At 48.1% G+C, this 26,419-nt stretch carries 19 protein-coding genes; 6 read left to right on the plus strand and 13 right to left on the minus strand.

Annotated elements, in window-relative coordinates:
- Positions 1-31: 31 nt before the first annotated feature.
- The 6 genes from ACQ4M4_RS26245 to ACQ4M4_RS26270 are packed head-to-tail and all read right to left on the minus strand — an operon-like array spanning position 32 to position 13,660.
- On the minus strand, positions 32-2,287 hold the full coding sequence (locus ACQ4M4_RS26245) for a DEAD/DEAH box helicase (RefSeq protein ID WP_430687438.1): 2,256 nt from the start codon (positions 2,285-2,287) through the stop codon (positions 32-34).
- Positions 2,259-3,626 carry an ATP-binding protein gene (locus ACQ4M4_RS26250; protein ID WP_430687439.1) on the minus strand — a complete coding sequence of 456 codons (1,368 nt, stop codon included), beginning with the start codon at positions 3,624-3,626 and terminating at the stop codon, positions 2,259-2,261. The genes ACQ4M4_RS26245 and ACQ4M4_RS26250 overlap by 29 nt, the downstream gene beginning before the upstream one ends.
- Entirely contained in the window at positions 3,623-6,139 is a 2,517-nt protein-coding gene (locus ACQ4M4_RS26255; protein WP_430687440.1) for a TerB N-terminal domain-containing protein, read from the minus strand. The genes ACQ4M4_RS26250 and ACQ4M4_RS26255 overlap by 4 nt, the downstream gene beginning before the upstream one ends.
- 40 nt (positions 6,140-6,179) lie before the next feature.
- On the minus strand, positions 6,180-7,736 hold the full coding sequence (gene rmuC / locus ACQ4M4_RS26260; protein WP_430687441.1) for a DNA recombination protein RmuC: 1,557 nt from the start codon (positions 7,734-7,736) through the stop codon (positions 6,180-6,182).
- A 58-nt stretch (positions 7,737-7,794) separates the two neighbouring features.
- Positions 7,795-10,980 (minus strand): UvrD-helicase domain-containing protein, encoded by a 3,186-nt coding sequence (locus ACQ4M4_RS26265; protein ID WP_430687442.1) that lies wholly within the window; start codon positions 10,978-10,980, stop codon positions 7,795-7,797.
- Positions 10,967-13,660 carry a PD-(D/E)XK nuclease family protein gene (locus ACQ4M4_RS26270; RefSeq protein WP_430687443.1) on the minus strand — a complete coding sequence of 898 codons (2,694 nt, stop codon included), beginning with the start codon at positions 13,658-13,660 and terminating at the stop codon, positions 10,967-10,969. The genes ACQ4M4_RS26265 and ACQ4M4_RS26270 overlap by 14 nt, the downstream gene beginning before the upstream one ends.
- A gap of 530 nt (positions 13,661-14,190) precedes the next feature.
- On the opposite strand from ACQ4M4_RS26270, the gene ACQ4M4_RS26275 reads away from it, so the two are divergent.
- The 3 genes from ACQ4M4_RS26275 (at position 14,191) to ACQ4M4_RS26285 (ending at position 17,519) form a co-directional block, all read left to right on the plus strand.
- Complete coding sequence (locus tag ACQ4M4_RS26275; RefSeq protein ID WP_430687444.1) at positions 14,191-15,606, plus strand: Uma2 family endonuclease; 1,416 nt, start codon at positions 14,191-14,193, stop codon at positions 15,604-15,606.
- Positions 15,607-15,967: 361 nt separating this feature from the next.
- Positions 15,968-16,858: a DNA-processing protein DprA gene (locus ACQ4M4_RS26280; protein ID WP_430687445.1), complete on the plus strand. Its 891-nt coding sequence runs from the start codon at positions 15,968-15,970 to the stop codon at positions 16,856-16,858.
- Positions 16,851-17,519: a hypothetical protein gene (locus ACQ4M4_RS26285; RefSeq protein ID WP_430687446.1), complete on the plus strand. Its 669-nt coding sequence runs from the start codon at positions 16,851-16,853 to the stop codon at positions 17,517-17,519. The genes ACQ4M4_RS26280 and ACQ4M4_RS26285 overlap by 8 nt, the downstream gene beginning before the upstream one ends.
- Before the next feature lie 198 nt (positions 17,520-17,717).
- On the opposite strand, the gene ACQ4M4_RS26290 is transcribed toward ACQ4M4_RS26285, so the two are convergent.
- The 3 genes from ACQ4M4_RS26290 to ACQ4M4_RS26300 all read right to left on the minus strand — a co-directional run bounded on the left by ACQ4M4_RS26290 (position 17,718) and on the right by ACQ4M4_RS26300 (position 19,402).
- The gene (locus tag ACQ4M4_RS26290; RefSeq protein WP_430687447.1) at positions 17,718-17,945 is read right to left on the minus strand and encodes a transposase family protein; all 228 of its coding nucleotides are present in this window, start codon (positions 17,943-17,945) and stop codon (positions 17,718-17,720) included.
- Entirely contained in the window at positions 17,851-18,456 is a 606-nt protein-coding gene (locus ACQ4M4_RS26295; RefSeq protein WP_430687448.1) for a transposase family protein, read from the minus strand. Before ACQ4M4_RS26295 ends, ACQ4M4_RS26290 begins: the two co-directional genes overlap by 95 nt.
- Before the next feature lie 187 nt (positions 18,457-18,643).
- Positions 18,644-19,402 carry an MFS transporter gene (locus tag ACQ4M4_RS26300; protein ID WP_430687457.1) on the minus strand — a complete coding sequence of 253 codons (759 nt, stop codon included), beginning with the start codon at positions 19,400-19,402 and terminating at the stop codon, positions 18,644-18,646.
- 76 nt (positions 19,403-19,478) lie between these two features.
- Here ACQ4M4_RS26300 and ACQ4M4_RS26305 point away from each other — a divergent pair, with 76 nt between their 5' ends.
- Both ACQ4M4_RS26305 and ACQ4M4_RS26310 read left to right on the plus strand, forming a co-directional pair.
- Positions 19,479-19,841, plus strand: a complete 363-nt coding sequence (locus tag ACQ4M4_RS26305; RefSeq protein WP_430687449.1) for a helix-turn-helix domain-containing protein — start codon at positions 19,479-19,481, stop codon at positions 19,839-19,841.
- Positions 19,739-20,575: an IS630 family transposase gene (locus ACQ4M4_RS26310; RefSeq protein WP_430687450.1), complete on the plus strand. Its 837-nt coding sequence runs from the start codon at positions 19,739-19,741 to the stop codon at positions 20,573-20,575. Before ACQ4M4_RS26305 ends, ACQ4M4_RS26310 begins: the two co-directional genes overlap by 103 nt.
- A gap of 24 nt (positions 20,576-20,599) precedes the next feature.
- On the opposite strand, the gene ACQ4M4_RS26315 is transcribed toward ACQ4M4_RS26310, so the two are convergent.
- The gene (locus ACQ4M4_RS26315; RefSeq protein ID WP_430687451.1) at positions 20,600-21,040 is read right to left on the minus strand and encodes a hypothetical protein; all 441 of its coding nucleotides are present in this window, start codon (positions 21,038-21,040) and stop codon (positions 20,600-20,602) included.
- Between the two features lie 706 nt (positions 21,041-21,746).
- Between ACQ4M4_RS26315 and ACQ4M4_RS26320 the strand changes: the two genes are divergently transcribed.
- A complete protein-coding gene (locus tag ACQ4M4_RS26320) occupies positions 21,747-22,367 on the plus strand; it encodes a Uma2 family endonuclease (RefSeq protein ID WP_430687452.1) in 621 nt (206 codons plus the stop codon).
- A 52-nt stretch (positions 22,368-22,419) separates the two neighbouring features.
- Here ACQ4M4_RS26320 and ACQ4M4_RS26325 read toward each other — a convergent pair whose 3' ends face one another.
- The 3 genes from ACQ4M4_RS26325 to ACQ4M4_RS26335 all read right to left on the minus strand — a co-directional run.
- Positions 22,420-23,481, minus strand: a complete 1,062-nt coding sequence (locus ACQ4M4_RS26325) for an endonuclease NucS domain-containing protein (protein ID WP_430687453.1) — start codon at positions 23,479-23,481, stop codon at positions 22,420-22,422.
- A gap of 300 nt (positions 23,482-23,781) precedes the next feature.
- Positions 23,782-24,159, minus strand: coding sequence for a hypothetical protein (locus tag ACQ4M4_RS26330; protein WP_430687454.1), 378 nt, complete (start codon positions 24,157-24,159; stop codon positions 23,782-23,784).
- A gap of 446 nt (positions 24,160-24,605) precedes the next feature.
- Positions 24,606-26,419, minus strand: a 1,814-nt coding sequence (locus tag ACQ4M4_RS26335; RefSeq protein WP_430687455.1) for a C2 family cysteine protease, incomplete at its 5' end; no start/stop codon positions are given.

Raw genomic sequence — 26,419 nt, forward strand, 5'->3', positions numbered from 1 at the left:
ATGCCTTCAGGCAATTGTCTTAACTTTCCCCTCAATTGCTATAAATACCAGATTTCGAATGCAACAGAAGCACCTCATGTGCGGCATTAACATTCAAGTGACAGGCTGCGTATTGATGTGAAAGCAACTCCTCACTCAAAAAAGAGTCATATTTTTCACCAACCTTATTTCCGATGTTGGAAGCAAGACTAAGTGCATCTAAGGCTCCTACATCAATGATTTTTTGAAGTTGTAAGGACAGCTCTTTGGAGGAAATTTTATCTACCACGATCGCTACCCCGTCTCTCCAGGCCCTTACGCCACTGGCAATCAACTGCATCATGATTGTATTGAGCACAATGTCGCCCATCCAGTAGAAGAGAAGCGTTTGGCTACCATAAGCTAGAATCGAGCTTTTTCCCAACCCATAACGAGTAAAATTAGCCCTTGCTTCTAGCAATAAATCACGCGCGATCGCGTCTAAAAAAATTGGTACATCCTGGGAACAGTAAATTCGGTACATCTCCTGGCGGACTCGATTATGAATCATTCCACCATCCCCACCAAACTTTGGCACTCGACCAGCAGCGGCTTTTGCTACATCCACAACCTTATGCTCCTGATCCACTGAGAGAACGAGCCACCGTCGCCCAGCAAAGATCAGGTACATCCCTTCCACAAGGGGTGAATCGATAGGAAGAGTCCCAAGCGTTCTACCACTTGTAACAATTCGGTATTCTTCAGGGGTTTGAAATGCAGTGTAGAAACTATAGTGGTTAACCAGTTTTTCACCTGTCAACCCTAATAGCAATAGTCCATCCTGAGACTGCTGAATGAGATCGTGCTGCCCTAGACACCGCAGCAGTTGAATAAACATCCCTTGATCCACCGTTCTAAAGGGTCCAGTTTCACAAAGTACTTGCCATGCTTGATTTGCCTTCACTCCTCCATGCTGAGCAATCAGCGACAAAAATTGCTGAATCAGAGTAGATAAATGCAACTTGCCGGTGATAGGTGGTTCGCACCAGCGATCCAGAAGAAGATTAATGATCGCAATCGTCTGTACCAAGTCTGAGTGAATGGCATCTTCCGGGGAAGTCTCTGGGGTCACTTCTGGCTCTGTAATGTAAAAGCGCATGATTGCTGGGTCACCTTCTCGCCGACCCGAGCGCCCTAATCGCTGGCGGGTACTCGCGACCGAAAACGGTGCACCAACTTGAGCGATCGAATGAACAGAACCAATATCAATCCCCATTTCCAACGTCGTTGTACAGACGACACTAGCAGGGCGATCGCTCCGCAGAGCTTCTTCTGCTTCTTCCCGGAGTTCTTTTGATAAACTGCCGTGGTGAGGCAGAAATTCATTTGGCAGGTAGTTCTGCTCACACAGACGCCGCAAGCGGTCAGCATACGCTTCAACTTCTGAGCGTCGATTGATGAAAATTAGATTGTCAGTCCCCCTTAGCACCTTAAACAAATGAGCAGCAATGTCTAGTTCATCTTTCGATTCTTCTTCTGGGTCTGCTGCTCCATCAGTCTCATCAGTTTTCAAGGTAGGCATGACCCTGCGATATCCCCGGACTTGAATTTTTAACTCTCGTCCATCATCACCAGGTGGATTGATGATTGTTACCACATTGGCCTTACCCGTACGCAGGAAATCAGCAGCCAGGGACATATCTCCCAGCGTTGCACTTAGCCCAATTCGAGGAATCGATCGCCGCACCACTAATTCAACTCGGTGCATCAAGCTTTGAAGTTGTCTGCCCCGTTCAGCGCCAACAAAAGAATGCAATTCATCAACGACAATGTAGTTCAGTGATTGAAATGTCGTAACTAGTTCAGGCCCCCGCCGAACAAACAGTGCCTCTAATGATTCGGGCGTTATTAGGACGATCCCAGACGGATTCTTCAAAACCTTTTGCTTACGACCTGCGTCAATATCCCCATGCCACGGATGAATGGGAATATCTAACATGTCCCCCAATTCAGAAAGGCGACGGTATTGGTCATTAATTAGGGCTTTCAGTGGACTGATGTACAGTACTCGAATACCTTTGCCTGGATCTTCCATGATCCGAGATAGGATAGGCAAGAATGCTGCTTCCGTCTTTCCGCCAGCCGTTGCCGCCGAAATAATTACATCTTGATGCCCATTTAGAATAGGCGCGATCGCTAGTTCCTGAACCTCTCGTAGTTGTCCCCAACCCTTTTGCCAAATCCATCGCTGCACCTTCTCGTGTAGCTGGTAAAAGCCAGAGGAAACTTGAGAGTCGTTGTTAGAGTTTGAAGGCGGCAAGGTCGTCATCCTCATTCACCTCATTCACAATCGTAGTCTGAGGACCCGCTAATACAGGTTCTGCTTGAGTTTCTTCATCAGGTAGAGGCAGCAGGTCTGAATTCATTTCTGGCTGAATTTGAATTCCTGTAATCAAATCAGATAGCTGAACTTGCGGATTTTGCTCTAGAACTGCTAGGAGGTTGATAAAAGCCGTGATGGTATTTCGAGGAGTACGAAAATATGCGTCTCCAACTTTTTTCGAGCAGTGTGCCATGAAGGTCGTAATACCTTCATCATCAATCAAATATTTCTCAGCGTCACCCAAGGCATAAACATCGCGGATTTTCGATAATAGAAGGAAGAAGTCTTCAGGACTGAGATTCATTAAGCGCAGGACTGGACTGCTGTAATCGACCAACCCGTTAATGGCAAAGGTATTTTGTGCCAATCGGGATTGCAAGGCTTCGTAGCTATAAAGCCCTTTACGGGTATCCATCAAAAATTCAGGGGTACCACCCAGCATGAACCCTAGACCAACTGCTGTTCCTTGCAGGCTGTCGTTGAAGATGCGTAAAATTTGCTCGTAATTGCTCTTGCGTGCCTGCGTATTGGCAAGTTTGTACAGGTTCACCAATTCATCCAAACAAACTAGGAAACCGCTGTAACCGACAAGGCGAACTAACTGAGCAAATAGCTTGAGTTGGTCATAGAAATTGGAGTCATCAATGATTGTTCGGACTCCTAGGTCTTTTCTAGCTTCTGTTTTAGTTGAATACTCCCCTCGCAACCATCGTACTGCATGGGATTTGAGTAATTCATCACCATTGTCATGCCCCCGCCAATAAGCAGCAATTACCTCAGCAAAGTCATAACCACCCACCATTTCAGACAAATGAGACAGTCGTTCCCGAATAACAACTTCGGTGTTAACTTCACGATCGCGAGCTTCTGTCATTGCAGAAGTAACAAATTTCTCAACCACTCCAGCTAGAGCACCTCCATCCGGCTTAGTGCGAGTTGAAACGTTTCGCATCAGTTCCGCATAAAGCGATCGCGCTTGTCCACCACTGGCATGAAGTCGTCGATCAGGAGTTAAGTCCGCATGAGCAGTCACCAGTTTCTTTTCTAACGCGATCGCTCGAACCAAAGACAAGAAGAAGGTTTTACCGGAACCATATTCACCAATCACAAACCGAATCGCTGAACTACCCTCTCCAATTCGTTCAATGTCATTTTTGACGGCCTCAATTTCCCGTAGTCGTCCGACCTGAATTAAATGCTGGCCACTGCGGGGCACAACCCCTGCGCGGAGGGATTGAATTACAGCATCACGGTCTTTTGCCTTAATCTTCGTTGTACCAGTCATGACAATAATCCCTCTAGCACATCAGCATTGATTTCAATTGGCTCGTCGCCTTCTGTGAGTAGCTCTTCACATTTATCAAGTGCGGCATCATTAATTATTTCTAATGCCCCATCAATCATTAAGCCCAGTTCTGCCACTATTTGCTCTACTTCACTGCGATTCCAGATCGAGCGCTCCGACAATCGATGCACCAACGCAGAATGGGATGAATCTAGCCCTGCGATCGTATTGCTATTAAGCGGTGCTGTTGGCACTGGAGAAATGTTTAGCTGCTCATCATCAACAAAAATATCGCCCAGAATCGCTGCGACTGCGGCGGACTCTGCTTTCTTCGCTTCAATCAACTTCAAGTCTAATGTGAAACTCGGTTCAACACTTTCCATCTCCGCTGATGCAGTGGGCGGTGATGCGGGAATCACAAATCCCTTTTGAGCAGATGAAGCAGGACGTACCGTTATGGGTTCTACCGCTGGATCAACTCTAGGTTCAGAAGTGCTCAAATTGTGAATGTGACTGTACACCTCTTGAGGATCAAGTCCAAGGAGAGGATAGATTTTAGCCAAGACAGCAATTTCTTTGGGACTAATATGCCCATCTGCCCCAGCAACCCTAATTAGAAACTGAGCAATTGACATCCGCTTTCCAGGTGACAGGGCATCAAGGCGCGTTTTTACCCCTCGCAAACTCAATTTCTCTTGAAGTAACCACTTTAAATGCGCTCGGAGCCGCAACCGCTCCGGTTCAGATAAATCTAAAGCAGTCTCTAAATGCAGCTCTAAATAAGCTTGTTCTGAAGCTTCTACACTGTTATCTGCACCCACGATCGCAGTTGCCAAATGAAGTAGTAAGGTGGCTGCGGTATATTCAGGAGCGGGGGTTTCAGGATAGTTTAACGGCAAGCGAAACAGCACAGCATTCCCGTCAGCTGATAACGCTTTACCGCCGAAGCGCAGATCAGGTTCAACGCCGTACCCTTGTTTCTCCAGAAACTGCAACAGCATTGTCACATCCGCTTTCGCTAATTTACCAAGCCCATCTGGTTGCCAATGCTGAAGGAGGTCTTTGCTAGAAATAATTGTTTGCTCATCACAGCCAAGGCATCCTTCTAGCCACTGGCGAAATGTTTTTGTATCTTCGCTTTCTGAAGCCTTGACTAGTTCAGGTGGCAAAAGGGCGATCGCAGCATGACTACCCTGACCTTTAGGGTTACGTCCGAGCCAGCGGCTAAAAGGTTCTAGAGCATCGGTACATTCATCGACTAATATTTGCAATCGATTTAAAGGAGCTGAAAGAGCCGCCACATCAGGCAAATCGCCAACATCCAGTTCTACCAAACTCCCACCAAATGATGCACTTGCAGCGTGATAATTAGCTTTAAGTTTGGTTTTATTGGGCTTGATCACCAACCCCTGTCCAAACTGCTGTTCATACCGCAGTCGAAATAGTTGCTGAAACTCTGATGAACAGCGAGTAGCAGGAGTTCGTAACTTTGCTTGAGGTGAATGCACATACCAGGATAATGCCCAATCAGCTGGGATTGGCTTTTGCTCCGCAACCAATTGCCCTAACCCCAGTCGAATCCTTAACGGCAATTCCCATGCTGTTCTTGTTAGAGGAGGAACAACTTCCGAGTGTTGGATCGTGGGGCCTAATAACTTACAAATTTCTAAAAATCTGGTTGCATAACCATTGAATGAGTTACTCAGCCCATAGATGGACAAAAGCCGCTCCACCTCAGCTACAATCAGCCGCAATTCCTGAGCGATCTCAGTTCTAGCGCCTCTAAGCTCCTGCAGCACTCGGCGCTCTAATCCATAAAAGAAAAGAAATACATAGCCAATCGGTGCACTTAGATCACAACGACCGCCAGCTAGCCATTCTAGATAAGCCGCTCGGCAAGCTGGCGAAATTTTGCTATAGGAGGGCCAATAACTCAACCCACAACCTTCGCGGTCGGGATGGGCACGATCAACGTTTAATTGGGGATTGATTAAACATGGTTCAATGCCACCATAATCACAAATTGCAGCTAATTTGGTGCCTACGTAAAGCATTCCACCCGAAATAGTGTAACCAGCAATCGTCACTGTTTGACCAGCAGGAATCCATTGAGCAGGAGCAGTAGACACCTTCGTGGAAGAGGTTGATTTTAATCGTGCTGATGGAATATCTACTTGGGATATCGAAGATGCTGGAGCTTTGCTTGCACGACTTGCGATGAATGAATTCTGTCCGGACTTAGTTGACTTCGCTACTTCCGCTGGCTGGGGCTTGAAAGTCTCAGTTACCTCCTTCGAGGTTCCAGAATTAATTTGAGTTGTTCCGTGAGGACGGGAAGGAGAGGATTGATTGATTGATGGTAGATCACCTTTTTGGGATGAGGCAGTGGTCGATATTGTTGCTGATTTATTTTGTGAAACCTTTTTCGGCTGAGAAACCGTGCTTCCACTACTATGCTCAGCGGTTGTAGAATCTTGTTGCCCAGTTAAAAATCGCCACACCCATTTCAACATCTCAATACTCCCAGCAACTCTCTAGATAACACCATTTGGCTTAATCCTTGAACAACTTGCCATTACCTTGATCAACGGGGTCGAGGTCTAGCAATGACGATTGGAATAATTTGGGTGCTCGCTCAATTCCATCTACCAAATCAATATCATCTCCCGTGCAAGCTCCAAGCTCTTTGAATTTCCGGGCTGTAACCAAGACTCTGGACTCCAATGAACCAACAGCTTTGTTAAAAGACTCAACCGTACTATCTAGCCCTTTGCGCATTTTGATAAAGTGACCTGCAAACACGCGAGTGCGTTCATACATCTCCCTACCCAGGTTGCTAATTGCCTGTGCATTTTCAGCGATTTGTTCTTGCCGCCAACCATAGGCAACTGCTTTCAGCAGCGCAATCAAAGTCGTTGGCGTTGCCAAAATCACACTTTGATCTACACCGAATTCAATCAATTGAGGATCATGTTCTAAAGCAGCGCTAAAGAAGGTTTCACCGGGCAGAAATAGAATGGCAAATTCTGGTGTCGGTTGAAACTGGTTCCAGTATGCTTTGTTCCCAAGTTGAGAAAGGTGGGTACGAATCTGTCGCGCGTGTTCTTTGCACTTTGAGATACGAGTTACATCATCTTGTGCTTCTAAAGCTTCTAAATACGCTTGAAGTGGGGCTTTGGAATCAACAATGATGTTTTTTTGATTGGGCAGCTTGATCACCATATCTGGGCGCAGTTTGCCCGTTTCAGTATTCACCGACTCCTGCTGAACGAAATCACAGTATTCAACCATTCCAGCAATTTCAACCACTCGCTTGAGTTGAATCTCACCCCAGCGACCTCGAACAGTCGGTACCCTTAATGCTTTGACTAAATTAGCGGTTTCACATTGCAATTGGGATTGAGTTGTTGCTAACGATTTAATCTGCTCAGACAAGCTGGTATAAGCAGAAACACGACTGGTTTCAATCTCCTGAAGTTTGCCATCAACTCGTTCTAAAGAAACTTTCAGGGGTTGAACTAACTCATCGATCGCCTGTTGCCGCAATGCCAGTTCACCATTTGCCCGCTCTTGAAACTTCTCTAAAGTAACTTGGGCTAACTCCATGAAAGATTGGTTATTACTCTTTAAAGCATCTGCAGAAAGCGCTTTAAATGCATCTGCTAACTGTTGCTGCGCCTGATTGAGCAAGACGAGTTTTGCTTCTGCACCTCGTTGCTCTTCGGCTAATCTCGTTTCAAGCTCTGATATTTTTGTCTTTAATCCAGTATCACTCACCTGAAGTAGTTGAATCTGTTCCTCTTTTGCTCTTAACTGTGTAGTCAACTCAGGGATCTGGAGAAGTTTTGCTTCTGCAGCAGAGCACCTGTTAGATTGAGTTTTAATGTCCTCTTGCAATCGTTCAATTGTTGTACCCGATTCCTTCAAGGAATTCTTTAACTCCTGAACTTGCTGATCCTTATGCTGAAGTCGCTCAAACATACTGGCACGCTCAGCCACAATGTCAGCTTTTGCTTTCTCCCGTGCTGATTGAATTTTTCCTTGTAAGATAAGCCAAATAGCTGTACCACCAATCATTAACCCCAGAGCAAGACCCACTGCCATTTCCATACATTCATCCTTCTCCTGCAAATCATTCCTGCAATCCCAAATCTTTTAGTTACAAGTCTTACCCCGAACGAATCCCATGCTCGCAAAGGTCTAAATATGAACAATTTCGGCAACTCGCTGCTGTGGGCTGAGGTAAATAGTGTCCTGTAGAGATTGCCTCCACTATTCCCTCTGCCTCATGTTGTAGGGCTACAAAATCTTTGGCATTGAAAGTATGAACCTTGTCATGACGTAAGTAAGCAATATGAGCCACTTCCCGTCCAGTCGCTTTGGCATATGCCCATAACTGCAAGCGATGATGATGTGGATTAATGTCGCGATCGGTTTTAAAGTCCACCACACAATCTGAAGTCAACCAATCGATCACGCCATTTAGGGTAATCTGCCCCAAGTTGAGCGTAATGGAATATTCTGCCATGCCTTCTGGGTGGCGATAGGGTAAGTAAATGTCTTGCTCATGAAATCGCTGTGCTAGTTCCAAGGCTTCTTGTAAAATAGCCGTTGGCAAATGAGGAAACCGAGTCGTTAGCGGTTCTAAATTCCCGATCCGGTGCTGCAATGCCCAATGGGTCGCTGTCCCAATTTCGGTGCCATAGTTGCCATTCCCGTTCCGAAGCCCAACATGTCCATCCAAATAGCAATATTGGAAGCGTTTGGGACATTGAGCATAGTCACTGAGAGCGGTCACAGGTAATTCCCAGAGTCCTGAACCCAACTTGTGAGTCAAAATCGGTTTAGGTAAGGTGGATAGCGGTGGAGGTTCAACATCGAGCGCTTGCATTGGCTTGAGATCGCCCATAATTTCCTCAATCGGCACAGTCTCCTCTAACCCGGGTCGCAGAACATCTAAACCACCACCTTTATTACCAGCGGCTGTAAGAATCAAACAATCTCGCGCCCGTGTCAGTGCAACGTAGAGAACTCGCTTGCTTTCCTCCTTTTCAGCTTGCCGCTTCCGACACTCCAGCAGCGTGTAGAGAGCAGATTTCTGTTTGTCTCCCTCCTCATCTTCCACCTTGAAGGCTAAACCGAGAGCGGGATCAAACCGAACCTGAGCAGAATCGACTGCCGATTTACGTGACAAATCTGCAACGACAACGACTGCCCACTCCAAGCCCTTAGATGCATGAATAGTCATCAGCTGAACGGCATCTCCTGCTTCCAAAGCAGGACGGGACACCTCCACCTCACCTCGTGCCAATACCTTGAGCCGCCGCACAACGCTTAAAACATCATTGGTTCCCTGCTCTAACTCCCTCACAAAATCCAAAAAGCCGCACCAATCGGCTTCACGGCGGGGGGCATTAGGTAGGTTAGCAATCACAGCCGTATAGCCCGTCAGGCGATCTGCGAGTTGCAAAAGTCGAGTCGGAGGTTCACTGCGTCTTCCGATCAGCAGTTGTTCGAGGACTTGAATCACTCTATTCATTTCATCCGTTGCATTGTTTCGCAAATGTTTCCACCAAGAAGTTTGCTCTCGCAACGTTTGGGCAAACTCATACAGCATGCGATCGCTAACGGCAAAAAAGGGACTTCGCAGTACCGACAATAACGAGATATCATCTGTTGGGTCTGCCAAAAAGCGCAGCAACGCCCAGCCGTCTTTGGCTTCACGAGTCTCTAGCAGGCTCCCACCTCCAGCTTGCAAGATGGGAATTCCTTGGCTCTCTAATGCCTGTCCATACAGCTCCAACGGACTCCACGTGCGGGAAAGAATCGCAATATCCCGGTATTGAATTGGGCGTAAACTTCTGGTTGATTTGTCATACACCATCGCCCGAGCATCAATCATTTGCCGAATCAGTTCAGCGATTTGCTGGGCTTCAATCTGCCGACACTGATCCAGTGTTGCGCCATCGGCGTCTTGAACGGTCAATGCCCGTAAATGAGGGGCTAAACGCGGTGCCTCTTGCCGGAACGCATCCAGGTTTTGATGCAAGCCATTGAGTACAGGCTCAAAAATGGTATTGATGCTCTGGATTAACCCCTGATGAGTCCGAAAACTAAGGCTGAGTTGTTTCGGCGGATCAGCTATAGTATGAATGCGATCGCACCAGGATTGGAACACAGTAATATCAGCCCGACGAAAACCATAAATTGATTGCTTGACATCTCCGACAATGGTCAGCAATTGAGTTGCGGTTAATAGTTCTAAAAGTTCACCTTGAATCGCATTAGTATCTTGAAATTCGTCAATTAAGAAAGCGTGCCAGCGTTGAGCATAATAGTCTTGTACAGCTTGATCTTTGAGGGCTTTGAGGGCGTGAACCTCTAAATCATTAAAATCCAAAACTCGTTGGCGCTGTTTTGCTTGGTTGAGATGTGCCCTCACTTCCACAAATGCTTCTCGTAGGGCAGGCAGTATCACTTCAGCCTGGTCATCCCACTCGTTGGGTTCTAATGTAATCTCGCCTTTTGCGATTGAGTCCTTAGTCAATCTTTTAATCGTTTCACCCGCTGCCCTAACACTCAGAAAATCATCCTCATTTAACCAATTCTTTCGACTACCATAGTCAGGTCTTAGCTTTGATAAAGTAACTAAAGAATTATTGATGTTCTGTTGATTCTTAACGAGTTGAACTGCGCTTAAAGCATCTACTCGCATGGTTTCTAATTTGTCACCTGTCTTTCCTAAGTGATTCTCCAAGATAGAACAAGCACTTTGAAAATCAGGATCATTGAGTAAAGTTTCTATCGCTTGCTCTCGAAGATTTTTTATAGTCGGTAGCCAGTCCGCTCGACTTTTCTCCAGCGCCTTTTCTGCCGTTAATGGATCATCCAAAAGCGATCGCATGATCAATCGCATCGACGAATAGGGTACTTGCTCATAAAGATGAAGCGGAATTTGATCAAGTGCATCATCAAACGCTTCTGCCAACCATACTTTGCCATCCAAATCATCGAGGACTACAAAATCTGGAGGCACTTCCGCCGCATTTGGATGTTCTCGACAAATCCGGGCGGCTAATGCATGAAAGGTACTGATTTGAGCTGCTTCAAGTTCTGCAATAAACTCAGAATTCGATAACCGTTCCCGAATTGTTTGACGAATGCGCGATCGCAACTCAGTCGCTGCTTTTTCGGTAAAGGTCAGAGCAACTATCGAAAGGGGGGAGTAGCCTGACTCCAGATGGTACAGGTAACGCTCTGCCAGCATATGGGTCTTCCCTGTTCCCGCCCCTGCCGTCACCGCTACACTGCGGTCAGCACGTGCTGCTTCTCGTTGCTGATCAGTCAGACTCATGGGTATTTTCCTCGCGCAGTTTGCGGATTAAGCGGCTCCCCTTTCGGCACATCAGATCAAAAGCACAATATTGACAGGCAACCTGTTCTACATCAGGTTGCACAGGGAAATGGCCACGATTGAGGTGCGCTTTACACCGTTCGGCAACTCCTGCTAACTCTGCCTCGTCTAGGATCTTTTTCGATAACTTTTTCGCCTTCATCAGCGAGTAGTAGTACGCTGTAGCAACACCTTCTCCTGGGAAAAGGGCTTGGGCTGCAACCTGTTGATAAATGGGCAGTTGCAGATCGATACAGGCTTTGCCTGCGGCATTACTCACGCCTTTTGGAGGATTAGAACTGGTTTTGTAATCAATCAGGGCTAACCCTTGGGGGGTGCGATCGATGCGATCTACTCGCCCGGTTAACTTCAAGTCGTGCCAAGTTCCTTCAAATGTGGCTTCAAGCGCGATCGCTTCTGACTCATCTGGAAAGAAGTCGGGTTGGTTCAGAACCCGCCTCAATGTTTGTAAATGCTCTACTCGTTGAGCCGTCCACAATGGCAGAGAGGTTAACCGTAACTCATGCTCAACCTCTTCGAACTTAGCCTCTAGCAGTATGGGGTCTTGGAGTGAGCGTTGCGGGTGGGCCTGCAATTCTTTGAAGATTAACTCCAGCACTCGGTGATACAGGTTGCCTCGCCGACTGGGGCTAAGCTCGTTCTCGTCTTCCTGTGGTTCACCTAATTTCAGCACCTTATCGGCAAACCACTTAAACGGACACAGTCCTAGGTTGGTTAATTGGGACACGCTAAAAGTGCGATCGTGATAATCGAGCGGCACTCCCGTGATGCCGTCATACTCATCGGGAGGCTCACTACTTTCACGAAGAAGCTCAACAGTCCAGGTATGAAGGGCCTGCTGCAGAACTAGATCTTCAGTATCGTTTTCCCGTCGTAAGGCGATCTTTCGGAGTTCCTCGATGCTTGCGATCGGCATTTCGGGTGGCTTCGTTGCTTCTAAACCCAACTGAGCCAGATAGGGACTCGGTAGCTGCTCCTGACGCTTATTTAATTGGGCATAGGAGAAGACCACAGATTGAGTGGCAATTTGCAAGAGGTAATAAAACAGCAGTGATTCTCTCCGGACTGCCTCAGAAGCCAGTTCGAGTGGAATTCCCACTTGCCGCAGGGCTTTGCGTTCGTAAAAGTCCAACACGCAATCGTTTCGGACTGGAGCAGGTAAAACACCTTCTGCCATGCCAATGACAAATAGGTAGGGATAACGTGCTCCAATTACCGAAGTAGGACCATGTAACTCTACACCACCGCGACCGGGCTGAGCGGGTACTCCCACAATTGCTAATAGCTCTCGCAACTCTTGAGCAAACGCACTCCAGGTCAACTTTTCGTCCTCCGGCTTGGACAAATCCACCAGAGCCTGGTTCAATGCATTGAAGGCTAAGCTTTCCCGTGCCCATCGAGAACAGCGCCGTCGCGAATCAAACGTCTTCAGAATCGTTTGCAGCGTGGCAACCCACGTATCTCGACGGGCTTGATGACCGATCCTGAGAATGGATAAATCAAGATTCAGAGTGGTTTGACAAATCTCCTGCCAAGCTGCGAACCCTACCGGATGACGACTCCGGACAGTACTCCAGAACTCCGCATCTGGGTTGGTACAGAGTGGATGGCTCAGCAGTTTTGCCGTTGCCTCAAAGCAAAACCGTTGTTCGATGACCTCTAGCAACAAAGCAATCCAGGCCCCAAATCGAGTCGTATTCAGCGGAGTTAAATACAAAGCTCGCAACGGCACCCCATATTCCCAGGCAACTTCTAGCAGTTTAGGCCCGTAAGCCACTTCATTCCGGGCGACGATTGCAATATCCCTAGCAGAAACCCCGTCATGTAGTAACTCTTTAACCTGAGCGAGTGTGCCTCGAACTTCTGCCTCAATATTGTTGTAAGCATACGTTGAGGATTGTTCCAGCAATTTAGAACTGGTGAGAAACTGTTGTGCTGACAGTTCACCAACCGTTTGAGAGGGTGATTGAAACTCATCTACCTCCCAGTCTTGCTGCTGTAACCATGCGACTGCGGCTCGGTTTTCCTGGAAAACCTCTTCATCACCAAGAGGCAGGAAAAAGAGGCTACCCTCTGCGGCAATTGCATTGATGAATGCTAACTCGTCAGACCGAGGTTGAAAGTACCCATAAATCAGCGTTGAAATTTTGGGGGGCTTCAGCTCTACAGATCTCCATAGGGCTTCGGCTGAGTCAACCCAGTTCTGTTGTCGTAGAATCTGTTGGTAGCGATGTGTTACTTCAAGCAGTTGTCTTGCCCGATTAGAACAGGCTTCTAGCTGAATCTCAGCCAACAGAGCAGATTTGAGTAACGCTTGAACCGTAGGCATCCACGCTCGGGCAATGCCCTCTGGATCTTGAGGTCGCACAATTTGTTCGATTGCCTGACGAATCGCCCTTTGGGCATTGAGGGGAGAGGCGATCGCAATCCCTTCGGCTTGTAACAATTGGGTGGCAAGATCTTGAAGTGACTTAGTTGGAATCCGCTTTGCAGTTCGCTTATGGGAGCCTAAACTTCTCGCGGCAGCTCGGGTCGGAGTCAACACATTAAGCTGATTTTGCTCAGCCACTTCGTTTGCATAGAAATAGGGCTGAGCATCTAAGTAAAGCAGCCGCTTCATTCGTTACTCTGCAATTTCAATATTTTTCTTCGTACCCAAGTGTTCCCAGTACTTCTCCAGCTTTAACCAGGGGAAGCAGGATGGCTGCTAGTATTTTTACCGGAAATTCATGAAAAGTTTTATGCGAGGAATAAAGTTACCCGAAAATAGGCGCGGAAATCCCTGATAAGCTCTCCAAATCAGTGTCTTAGTTATTTTGACAAAATTCATCTATAGCAAGACTTTCAGTCGTTTTTCTCGCAATTTCTCGACAAGCTTAATGCCCTATTCCTGGCGAAGATGTTGGATGAAGTTTGAGTGAGTCAGCAGGAAATCTGCGATCGCCAATAGTTTTTGATAGCGATGGTGCAGGTGCTCTCCTCCCTGCACCATCGCTAAACCAGTGTTCAACAGTCGAAGTGGAACAGCAAAAAATTTGGCTTAGCTCGTGGTAACTCAACGTCTAGCGCGTCAAAAATGCTTCGGGGGGCAATGGTAGTAAGTCAAGAGGCTACCCGTTCAAGTGCAGTTAACCCTTGGAGACGCTCCTGATGTCTGCAAGTTTGCTAGACGATTATCATGCTTGGTCGGCGGGTTTCAAGATCGAACTGGTACATGGGCAATTGATTGTTGGAGATAGCCTCGTTCACAGCCGTCGATTGCTCAGCCAAATCATTCGAGGGTGGGGAGTAGAGGCGATCGCCTCCCTTGCCCCAGAACAGTTATGGTGGCAGGCGTTATCCCACACGTTGGGCACACCCATACCCACCAGCCCTGATGCTTCTGCAATGCAACGGTGGGCAGATGGAGTTGAGTATCAGCCCGAGAACCCGCCCTATCACGGCAGTTGGCAATTTTCCGGCTCGCAACTGCGACACGCCTTACGACTGGCGATGTTTAAGCTGGGAATGCGCTATGAAAAACTAGGACAGTCATTGGGCAATGGGTTTGTCCATCGCTTAGGCCAGCATGGGTTCATGCCCGATGTCTTGTTCTTCCGAGGTGAGCCACGCAATCGGCTGTATGAGTATTACCTGGATGGAGCAGCAGATATCGTTGTGGAGGTTATCCAACCGGGTTGTGAGGAGCACACCTACACCGTCAAAAAGCCAATCTATAAAGCAGCGGGCGTTCCAGAACTTTGGATTGTGAATACGGCTCAGGAGCAAATTGAGTTATGGCGGCCCGTTGAGGGAGCCTACCAGCGGCAAACAACCAATGCGGCAGGACGATATGCTGTTTCCAGCATTCCAGGCTTAACCTTCCTCCCGGATCAGGTTTGGCTAGCGAAAAAGGATGACTGGGACTACCCGCTTGCTGAGAACTGGTTTGACGTGGCAGCAGATGTGCCTCGACTCACACGGATACCTCGAGTGGGAGACGGGGTGGATTGGAGCAAAGCCCTAATGAAGTTTCCAGTGGCACTAGACCCGGTGGCGATCGCGTTTGACGACTATATCTACTGGTGCCCAGAGGCAAAGTTTGAGTTCCTCAATGGACGACCTGACATTGGTGGACGAGAAGGCATCAAGGGATTGGCAGGCATGCTCATGATGACCTTTGGGCTGACAGAGGTCGTCAAACTGGCTCACCCACGTGATTGGGTGGCGGCTCTACTGGCACAACGGATGAAAGCGGCTGACCCAAATCACAAAGCCGCTGCCTGGAAGTTGGCACGAGATACCGCAACATTTCTACGGGACCACTACTCAATCGAGCGCATTGTGGTGGCGGGCGATCTGGTGGCACCTGAGCCCTTAAACCTTTGGTCTGAGCTGGTGCTGTTTGTTTGGGGTTTGCCAGAGGTCGAGACACCCCGTTCCGCGTCAGCTCAAACCCGCTACACCAGCCCAGAGGCGATCGTACAGCAGTTGAGCGACCATCCTCGAATTCGCCTGGTGAATGCGAGTCAGGAGCTTACCTCTACCGAGTCAGCGCTTCTGAACGCAAGTTCTATTGAACTTTGATTCAGATAGCACCCAATTCGAGTAGTATGCTAACTCCACCAGCAGCTCCTAGCAATGCAGATTCTTCTACCAGGGCTTGCGCGCTTCGTCTAGACTCATAGGAACTGTGAATGGTTTTTGGGGGCTTAGCCTCCAGTAAAATCACCCACGTATAACTCATATCTCCGTCGAGCAGTGAAAAGAGCAGGTTAAAAGCAGCCACCATTATGCATTAGACTTTTGACATGACTTGGGGCTGATGTAAATTTTTATATAAAACTAAGCAATTCTGGTACAACTATCAGCATCTTACTGATCTATACGGGCTGACTAAGCCCTGTTAATATAGTACAAATGAACTAATTACCTGGCAAAACCTTCAATGCTGCTAGATTTTGCTAAAAACAGCATTCCCATTATTAGTCCTGCTGAGGAAATTGCTGCCTATGAAGCAATTTGGACTCATTATTCTACTTTTCCTAAGGTAGCTGACTTGTTTCGACGCTACGATCATGCCTTACCCTCCAAGGTGGCAGCAGAAGTAGGAATCTCAGTTGAGGAAATTACCAGGATCAAACACGAGGTTGCGTCGTTGCTGCCTTATCACAAGTTCTCGGCATTGTTTTATGAAGACTTCGAGTATCCTGAACGGCTAAAGGATGCCCGACATCCAGTAGAGGTGCTTTACTACCAAGGGGCATTGGACTTGCTCTCCTCAAGATCAATTGCTGTGGTAGGTGCGCGTAAAGCTTCAGAGAATGGTATCCGGCGTGCTAGAAAACTAGCACGGTTCTTAGTGGAACATGATTTTACTGTGATGTCAGGACTAGCAGAGGGCATTGATACCGCAGCACATACTGCTGCTCTGGAGTCCAAAGGAAGAACAATCGCAGTCATTGGTACCGCATTAAATGAGGTGTATCCACGTGCAAATCATGATCTTCAAAAGGCGATTGCTCGAAATTATTTATTGATTAGTCAAGTTCCTTTCTATTTGTACTCACAACAGGACTATCGCAGAAATCGCTTCTTCTTTCCAGAGCGTAACAAGACGATGTCTGCACTAAGTGAAGCGACAGTAATTGTAGAAGCGTCTGAAAGTAGTGGGTCTCTCACTCAAGCAGAGGCAGCTATCCAACAGCATCGAAAGCTGTTTATCCTTGATTCCTGTTTCCGGCAAGGTTTCGACTGGCCCGAGAAGTTTCTGGCAAAAGGGGCAATTCGCTTAGTAAATGGTTCGGAAATTCTTGATCATCTAACTCCCAATGACTGAACGCAGAGAGTACCGCTGGCGAAAAACTGATGAGTCTGATATTCTAGCCCATTGCCCAGATCACGAGCGGAGCTTTCTCTTCTATGCCCGTACTTACACTGCTGGTCAGGGCTACCAATATTCAGAAACGAATCAACTCATTCTTAACCTGAAGATTCGCCAGGATGATATTAAGCGAAATCCTCAACGGCTCCAGTACAAACAAAGAGCAATCCAACAGTTTGCCCAGGAAGTTTCAGCACTACTACGCGATCGGCTTGAGCCCAAGTTGTCACTGATTCTAGTGCCAATGCCACCATCCAAAGAGCGCTCTGAGCCTGAATACGATGATCGTGTTGAGCAGGTTGTCAAAGCAGTAGCAGAAAGCATCGAAGGCGTCAGATGGATGCCTTTAATTTATACGGCTAAAAGTATGGAGAGCTACCATTTGCGCTCCGATGGAAGAAACCCCAATGACATTTATTTAGCGATGCAGCTTGATGAAGCGATCGCTTTGCACTGTAAGTCCAACGATATCATTGCTCTAGTTGATGATGTATTGACCAGTGGTGCTCACTTCACGGCTGCTCGTAACCGCGTTCATGAAAGGCTTCCTGACGCACTGGTAATTGGTATTTTCTGGGCAAAGGCGGTCTCCTACGGGCTCTCTTCAGAGGTTTGAATCTTCTGATGCACAACCCAATCATCTAATAGAGGTCTTCAAGAATAAGAAAAGCGGACAGGTTGAACTGCTCAAGCTCTGTTTTTAGGCATACTGCACCCGTAAACGAACTAAACCGCACACACAAGCAATCACCATCTCGTACATCCCTGAACGCATCCGAAACTCCTCCTTAGCCACTCGGAAGATCTTAATCACTCAAATCACATGCTCCACAAACACGCGCTTCTGACTGACTTGGCGATTGAACTCCTTCTGCGCCTGCGTTAATTTCCCCTTTGGGGGAGTCTTGTGCGGGGTCGTGGTACGGTCACGACCGACATACGCTCTATCACCCAATGAACGACAACTCCTCTGGCAATTCCTGCTGGGTCTGTTCCAACAACTTGCTGTCACTGCGTGGTTCCTTTTCTCCCAATACCACATCCACTAAATCAACTCCTCTGGACAACGTGATCGCCTGGTTCTTGCGTGTGTGTTCCTTCTGTTTGCCCGAATAGTACGCTTCCTGCACGTTGTCATCCTTGGGGCGTGGAATTGGTTGTTCCCACGTATCAACCAGCAGCGCTCCCTCAGGTAACTCCGCCAACCACTGCTCTAGCTCTGCCCGTTCCAGACTCGGACACTCCGTTTGCCACTGTTCGAGCAGACTCGCCGGCAACTGCGCTTGGATGTGGGGCAGCATCTCGTAGATGTAGTTCCACACGGTTGATTCGGCACACTCGAGTGTTTCAGCAATCGCCTGCATCGTCCAGTGCTGCCGCAGGTACAGCAGCGTTACGAGCAACCGACACAGCAGTTGGGCATCCTTCTTGCGTCCCCCTCCCACTTGCCGTTTACGTCCGGGGCGTTGCGCCTGCTGTAAGCGTTTCTGGCGATCGAGTTCGGCTATCCGCTGCCACAACTCCCACAGGGCCTCACGGTCTAACCCGAGCATCCGTTTCCCCTGTTGTGGTCGTTGCTCAATCAGCTGCAGGAGTCGATTGAAGAAGGCTTGCTTCATGTTTCACTTCAGCCGCTCAACATCCTCCATTCTCCGATCGCCTCACTTATTTTTGAAGAGGTCTAATGGTTCTTGTGGCTTTACCTAGCATTCTAGTGCTGAATACTGCCTTCTATTTTCCCTAATCCAAAGATGAAATATCTTGCCTCATTAACCAGGAATGCAGCATGGCGAGCGCGAGCGCCAGGAGCAAAATCAACATAGGAATACTTTCTAAGCCTATCCGATTCGCAACCCAGCCAATCGTTGTGGGAATAATCGCCGATCCTAAACTGGCAACACTCGTGACAAATCCGATCGCCGCAGGTACAACCATCGCTGGAACTCGTTGAGGCATCAGCCAGATCGTGGTGGGAAAAATTGCGGCGATTGCGAACCCAATTATCGGCAAGCTTAACCACTGTCCTGGCAGGAGCCACCAGGTCAATAATCCAACTGCAAGCAGAGCCAACGACGCTGTAACCAGCCGAACGGCTCCCCAACGGTTCACCAAAATGCCCAGCAGCATCCGCCCAATCGTAAATCCCAACCACATAGCACTGATACTGTATCCGGCAATGGAAGGTGAAATGCCGCGATTGACCTGTTGAACGGTGTATGCCCAGTTTCCCAAGGAAGCTTCTGTCCCCACAGCAACTAGTAGAAACAACCCTGAAATCAAAACGGCGGGTGTTTTGAGCGCAAAGCGGAGATTGGCAAGGGCGTGAGAATTTGATGTCGCGGTTCGCCGCATCATAGGTGGATAACGAATGACAATCACCCATCCAACACCAATCACAAGGAGTGCCACTAAACTGGCAATCACAAAATATACCTGCCGCCAATTGAGTCCAAATAGCAGCAAAGTCGTGGCGATCGCGGGTCCTAGCAATGCACCAATACCGTAAGTAGGGAGCCAGAAGTAAACGGTGTTATGTCAGAATTAGTGGGAAGCCCGTTTTAGTTCCCCTTTTCCAATGACTCGTCCTCGACTTCAAGCGATCTTGAGCGCAGAAGAAGACCACACTCTGCTGGAACTTAGAACAGCCACCAGCGTACCCCAACGCACAAAAGACCGTGCTGAGGTACTACGCCTGAGCCACCGAGGATGGACGACCCAGCAGATCGCCGAGTATTTTGAGTGGCGGGTGGAGACAGTGCGAGAAACGATTTACCGTTGGAGAGACCAAGGTCTGGGGGGATTGTGGGATGCACCTCGTCCGGGACGTCGTCCTAAGTGGCAGGAAGCCGATATTGCGCACTTAGAGCAATCGTTGCAGCAGGAGGCTCAAACCCACAACTCCAAGCAGTTAGTGCAGCAATTGCAGCAGGAACGATAAGTCAGCTTGAGTCCACGGCACTTGCGGCGGATTCTCAAAAAAAGGGCTACCGCTGGAAGCGCACCCGAGCGAGCCATCGAGGCTTACAGAACCCGGTCGAGAACCAACAGAAACAAGCAGACCTCAAATTGCTGCAGCAAGCAGCAAGGGAGGGGCACTTAAAGCTGAAGGATCTGGACGAATCCGGATTTGATTGCTGGAGTCCAGTCAGCTACAGTTGGTCTTTCGCTGGCACTCAAAAACGGCAAGAACAAACCCCAAGACATGGTAGACGGGTGAATATCATTGGCGTATGGGAACCCCATTGCAAGTTTGCTTATGGTTTGGTGGTGGGAAGTATCACCAGTGCCACTTACATTCGCTTTATGAATGCACAGGCTAAACAGGCGCAACGGTTATTGAAGCGAACAGGCAAAATGACCGTAATTGTCCAAGACGATGCTCCAATTCACACCAGCCAAGCTGTGCAGCAGCAGATTCGAGAGTGGCAGAAACAGGGATTGTATTTGTTTTATCTGCCCCGCTACAGTTCAGAACTGAATCCGATTGAAGGGGAGTGGCATCAAGTTAAAGCTCACCAAATTCGAGGCCGGATGTTCGAGGATGAGTATGAGTTAGCGATGGGAGTGATTGCAGGCTTACAATCACGAGGAGAACAAACAGGATGTCAGGTGAAACGCTTTAGGTTTAACTCCAAGAGAAGAAACAAGTTATCTTCTACATCCTCAACTTAACCACTTTTAATTCTGGCTACCCACTTAGAAGGCATGCAGTAGCCCAATCCATTTCGCATCTTGCTGGTCACTCACCATATAGACATTGATTCCGGCATCAATTAAACCAATGCCTAAACCCAATAGGGTTCCTACCGCAACCATGATGCCCCAAGCAGGCGCTAAACCATAGGTAGCGAGCGCCGTTGTGAGGGTAATAGCAGCAATCAACAGCATCGGTGCTAATCCTAGTCGGCTGCTAATCAGGCTGCTGCTAAAGGCAGCAAGCACATACCCCGCAATCTGGCTGATAAACAAGAATGTAACCGTTGCAGAGGTCAAATTAAACGTATCCAGGATGGAGGGCAGTATCACCCCCAAACCACTTTCGGCAAAACCAATGGTAATGAAGGCGTAGAAGGCGATCGCAATCCCAATTGAGGCAGGAGCATGGGAGCGTGCGGACGGGCGTTGGTAAGGTTTCATTGCGAATCAATCGAGTTGTGTTGCTACGTTAAACAAGGTTATTCCTTACCACTGCGGTAGAACAGAAAGAAGTAGAGCCATCATGACTAAAACCAAAGTATTTTGCAAAAGGTTCAAAGAGTTGCAGGCTTCGTCAGGAATCCCCAAAGATTCCTGGCGAGAGCTGGGCATAAAATATTTTTGACACTTACAGATGAACTCAAAATATTTTGAGGATTTGATGGCTGCTCGCAGTGAAGTAGGCAGTTGCACTGACTGAAGTTCTGGGCACAATTTGGGTGCCAAAGATGCCGTGTTCCCAGAACTGGTGGATGGCTCGCTCTATCCTGAGGGCAGCCGATTCTCTCTATATGCGTATTGATTGAGCCAGTGACGCTGATCGCGCGATCGCCGGAAGGGGCTGAAAAAACCTACAACCGCTTTCATAATCCTAATGAAGCAGCAGACGATATTCAGAAATTGCCAGAGCACATAGTTAAACCATCAACGCCACGCCGCAGAGGTTGCCCACAGCTTGCATCATAAAAAAGGCCAAAGGGCGGAAGAGAAATCACCCAAAAGCAAAAAGCCACTGGAGACGACCCACAGGACGAGCAACTTAGCCTGTTCTAGCCCAGTTGAACGTTGATACAATTGTGGCAATGCTCAAACCAAAGAATATTTGCAACTCCTGCAATATTGCGATTTGCAGCCCCAGGAGGTTTCCATGACAGCCCGCTTTTTAGAAACACCTGTTAGTTTTGACCAATTTATTGAGTGGCTCCCAGAATCATCAGAACATCGCTACGAACTCCATTGGGGGGTCATTGTTAAAATGCCAAAACCGAGAGGAAAACACTCACAGATCGCTGGATATATTGCCCTCAAAGTAGGTATTGAAATCGAGCGATTGGCACAACCCTACTTCATTCCCAAAGAATGCATTGTGCGGTCGCTGGATAAAGAATCAGGCTATGAACCGGATGTCATTATCCTGGATGCACCAGCCCTTATTGATGAACCTCAGTGGGAAAGCAGATCAATTTTGACATTAGGGAAATCGATCAAAGTCATCGTAGAGGTCATTTCGACCAATTGGCGTGACGATTACTTCACTAAGCTAGGGGAGTACGAAGCCCTCGAAATTCCAGAGCTTTGGCTGGTGGATTATGCTGCCTTTGGTGGACGACGCTACATTGGCTCTCCCAAGCAACCCACCTTTACGATTGGCCGTTTGGTGGATGGAGAGTATGAGTTACAACAGTTTCGCTCGGGCGATCGCATCCTCTCCCCCACATTTCCAGAATTGAAGCTGACCGTTGATCAGGTATTTGCCGCAGGGAGCTAGCAGATGTTTGAGCACCATCAACAGGGTATAGCTTGAGAGACTTCCACTAGCTTCATCCGTGGGAATCGCTCAAGCTATGCCATTCATCTAAAGCTAAGGACACCAAGCTTGAGAGACTTGAAAGAGGTCGAGCTCCTCCCGTTAGTTGGGTGTAAGCCTTGGAGTATTCGCCGATATTGCAGCTGTAGCTATAGCGGTTGCCTTTACCCAGGTAGAAATAGAGCTGGATATCTTTTGGCTGATCGCACCACGTGTTGATTGAAATCTCAACCCAAGCCAACCCTTTCACGGGCTGTCGAAGATACGTGTTGGCGGGTCCCCCTTTTTGTTTTTTAGGGTAAGGCAAGCGCAGACGCAATCTAGGATATTGGCTACGCGAGTTCAAGGGTCGAAACTCAGCACAAATCTTGGTCTTGTAAATGTCTCGCTCTCCTTTTTTTAACCCGTACTGAGTAGTTGTCGATCGCCCAATTTCAATCATGCGATCGCTGTAGGACAGGATTTTTTCTCGAATCGATAAGACAAACTGCACCTCAGCACTGGATAGATTCTCTAACAATCGCCGCAAAGAGCGAGGCGGCGGCAGCACAGCGGGTTGCTCAATTCCCATTGCATCTGCTGCTGAATTGAAGAGATGCTGATGAAACCTGTCAGGGATTGGGATGACTCGGGTGTCAAGACCCACCTGCTCAGTGAGATGAAACGTGAAGTTGCGACCAGAAGTTTGGATGGTAAAAATCATCAACTCAATCTTGAGCTGGCAGTACTCCTGGTCAATCAGGTTATGGGGGTGTAGGCTGGGAGCGATCGCAATGAGTCGAATCGGCAGTGCCTCATTGATCTGTTCTGCCATAGATTGTGTGGTCACAATCGCGTGATAGTAGCGAGTCAACTGCTGGACGACATAGCGATCCTCCGCATTTTTCAGCTCGATGATTGCAAGCTGTCCCTGCTCATCAACCGCAAGAATATCGCAGACTTGCCCCTCCACCCAGTACTGCCGTTTAAGAGGCGTCAGTCCAAGAAGAGAAGGCAGAACACTCCAAACGAAGTTTTCTAATGTGAGTTCGCTCTCAAACTGCCAGCCACTGCTCATCTGGCTTGAATCATCCATCTATCAGCAAAAGGTCATTCTGAGCCATGACACGAAACCCGCTTCTACCCTCGGGTTAGTATAGCTTCGGTCTTGTCCTGTTGAATGCAACAGTTGGGAGGCAGCTTTTTTTCCAGAGATACGGTCAAATCTGGTGTATGAAGAAGAATCAAGCAGCGTCCTGGCTAAGTTCTGAATTGGGTTGTTGATCTGCACGAACGCCATCTTCGAACTCTACGCCTTCAATTACCCACCCTAATCGCTTAAACCCTCGAAGGTGGAAGATATAAGTAATGTTACTCATGTGTGAGCGGTTGCTTCCTACCGATGGACATTCTCCAAATTAGGCCCAAAGCCATATCTCCCTGCCATTAGCTCATAGCCATCCCCATCCGTTGATCGTAGCCAAGCATATTTTTGATCGCCTTGATCGGGAACGCTCACGGCCATGTCCGGCAATCCAATGGGAGGAGGAGAGGAGGCAGAGCTATCCTCTTCTGGAGATCCATGTCCCACAAAAGTAATCACAATGGTTTCTCCAGGTTCTAGAGTTCTCTGGCTTTGATTGCGTAGAACCTCTAAGATTTTCATAGTTAGCGTACATTGAGGTCCCAAATAGTCAACATTCATCACTTCTCCCTTAATCAGAACAGGGCTAAGTCTTTGACGTTGACCATAGGCCCAATCCGGTAATGCCATAGTGTTACTGATTTCCTCAGCTAAAGGGGAATACGGAAGATAGGCAAGCGCTCAATAGCATCATATCCATTACCAAAACTGCAAAGATCGCTTCCAGAAATAGCATAAATCAGCCACACTTTTCGATGTTTCTGATTAAATGAATAGAGATCTATCTATAAACGGATCGGCTTATGAGGGGAACGAAATAATCCCTTAGGCCGCTGACAATATGGTGAGCATCCCACTTTTGCAAATTCATCGCTCACCCTACGAGAGGGAATCTACATCCCCCAGTTTCTTCTCTCTTTTTGGGAAAAGGGGAGCCAAGGAAGAAGGGGAGCGGGATTCAACATCTCTCTCCTATCTTGGAGAGGGCTTTAGGGTGAGGGATGACGCAAGTGGGACGCTCCCGACAATGTACCTCATCAAATTGAGTTAAATTGCACAGAAAAGAAGGGTTTAGCTTAGGCCCAGGACACGACTCCCCGAACATTAAACAGTTGACCCCAAGTCGCTTCAAAGACCCCAGCATAAGATGGATTACCAGGTCCCCAAGGATTGGCAAGGGTAAATCGTTGGGTGCTGGAGTTGTAGCCTATGATCGCAAAGGCATGACTACTCACCAAATTCCGCTTGCCCGAACTGTCATAGGTGTCGCCAAAACTTCCTAACCACAAGGAGCGACCTGCATTAACGGCGGCGATCGCCGTATTGAGATAACTATTCCAAGTGGTGAGGCTATTGTTGAAGGAAGAAAAGGTTGTGATGGGCCGGTTAGAAATATGGCGCAGAGCCTCTCCCATTCCCCCTTCAGTGTGCCGATAGCTATTGGCAGTGGTAGGGCGGCCAAACTGTCCAATCTCATTCGCTTGGGCATAGGCTTTTTCGGCCAACGCCACCCACATTTCCCCACCTAAGGAACGCGTGGCATTACCCGCTAGGGCAAGCCTTCCTTCTACTACAGGAACTGCACGGTTTACAGTTACCCAAACCTCATTGCCCGAACTGCCATAGAAACGTACCCCATAGGTTCCGTCTGCATTGCCAAGGAACATAGTTTGGATAAACTGACTTTGGTTATTGGCCAAAGTAGACGCTGCCGCGTGGAAATAACAGTTTCCAGCCTGACCTTGATTAACATCACTAAAGCTGATGCCATTGACAAACAAACTTCCTGTCATTTGCCCATAGCTAAACGTTATGCTACCAGTACCAGCGGCGGAATCTCCCCCCACAAAATTCGTTGGCAGATCCAACCCCCCAAACCATTTACCCACTAAGCGGTTGAGATGCTGTTGAGTAGACCCGGCAGTCAAGTTGCCCAGTGTTACTCGGGTGCTTCCTCCCCCTGTCCACCATTGATTGGCCGTATTCCCATTGACTACCGCATTAAAAATATACTGAATATAGGAGCGGGAATTAGCACTCAGGTAGGAGCTTAAATTGCCTGAAATTCGCCTTAAATCTGCAATTTCCGTGGCTGTAACCCCATTCGTTGCCGTACTCCGGAGCAAGGATGAGAGTTCTTGGTGGGTAAATAAGTTGTCACCAAGAGCCGTATTCACCAACGTCCGAATAGACGCATCTTGGAGTCCCGGAATCCGGTCTGAGGGTGTCATAGGAGTATCATCTGTACCTGTAGGAGTTAAACCTCCAAACTCTCGCCACCCACTCCAAGATGTTGCTAACGGATCTAACGAATGTCGGCTATAGATTCTCTGATCTAGTCCTTGATGAGATTGAATTAACCTACCGTTAAAAACGGCTAGATAGGGAGCACTAGGGGTAGCGCCTCCATCGTTGTCCCAGCTACTCCATTGAGTTGCTAGAGAATCGGTGGAGTAACGAGTGTAAATGTTGTCGTCTGTCCCTCGAATAGACATGAAGAGACGATTATTGAAGACTTCTAGCGTTGGGGCACTAGTGGTTGTCCCTCCAAACTGCCGCCAACCGCTCCAGTTCGTGGCTAACGCATCTGTCGAGTAACGGAGATAAATTTGATTATCTGTCCCTCGGTGAGCTTGATAAAGCCTGCCATTAAAAACTTGCAAATCAGGAGCGCTAAGGGTAGCACCTCCATCGTTGTCCCAAGCACTCCACTGAGTTGCTAGAGAATCGGTGGAGTAACGAGTGTAAATGTTGTCGTCTGTTCCTCGAATAGACATGAAGAGACGATTATTGAAGACTTCTAGCGTTGGGGCACTAGTGGTTGTCCCTCCAAACTGCCGCCAACCGCTCCAGTTCGTGGCTAACGCATCTGTCGAGTAACGGAGATAAA

The organism is Leptolyngbya sp. AN02str, from assembly GCF_050565595.1.
Classification (GTDB): domain Bacteria; phylum Cyanobacteriota; class Cyanobacteriia; order Elainellales; family Elainellaceae; genus Kaiparowitsia.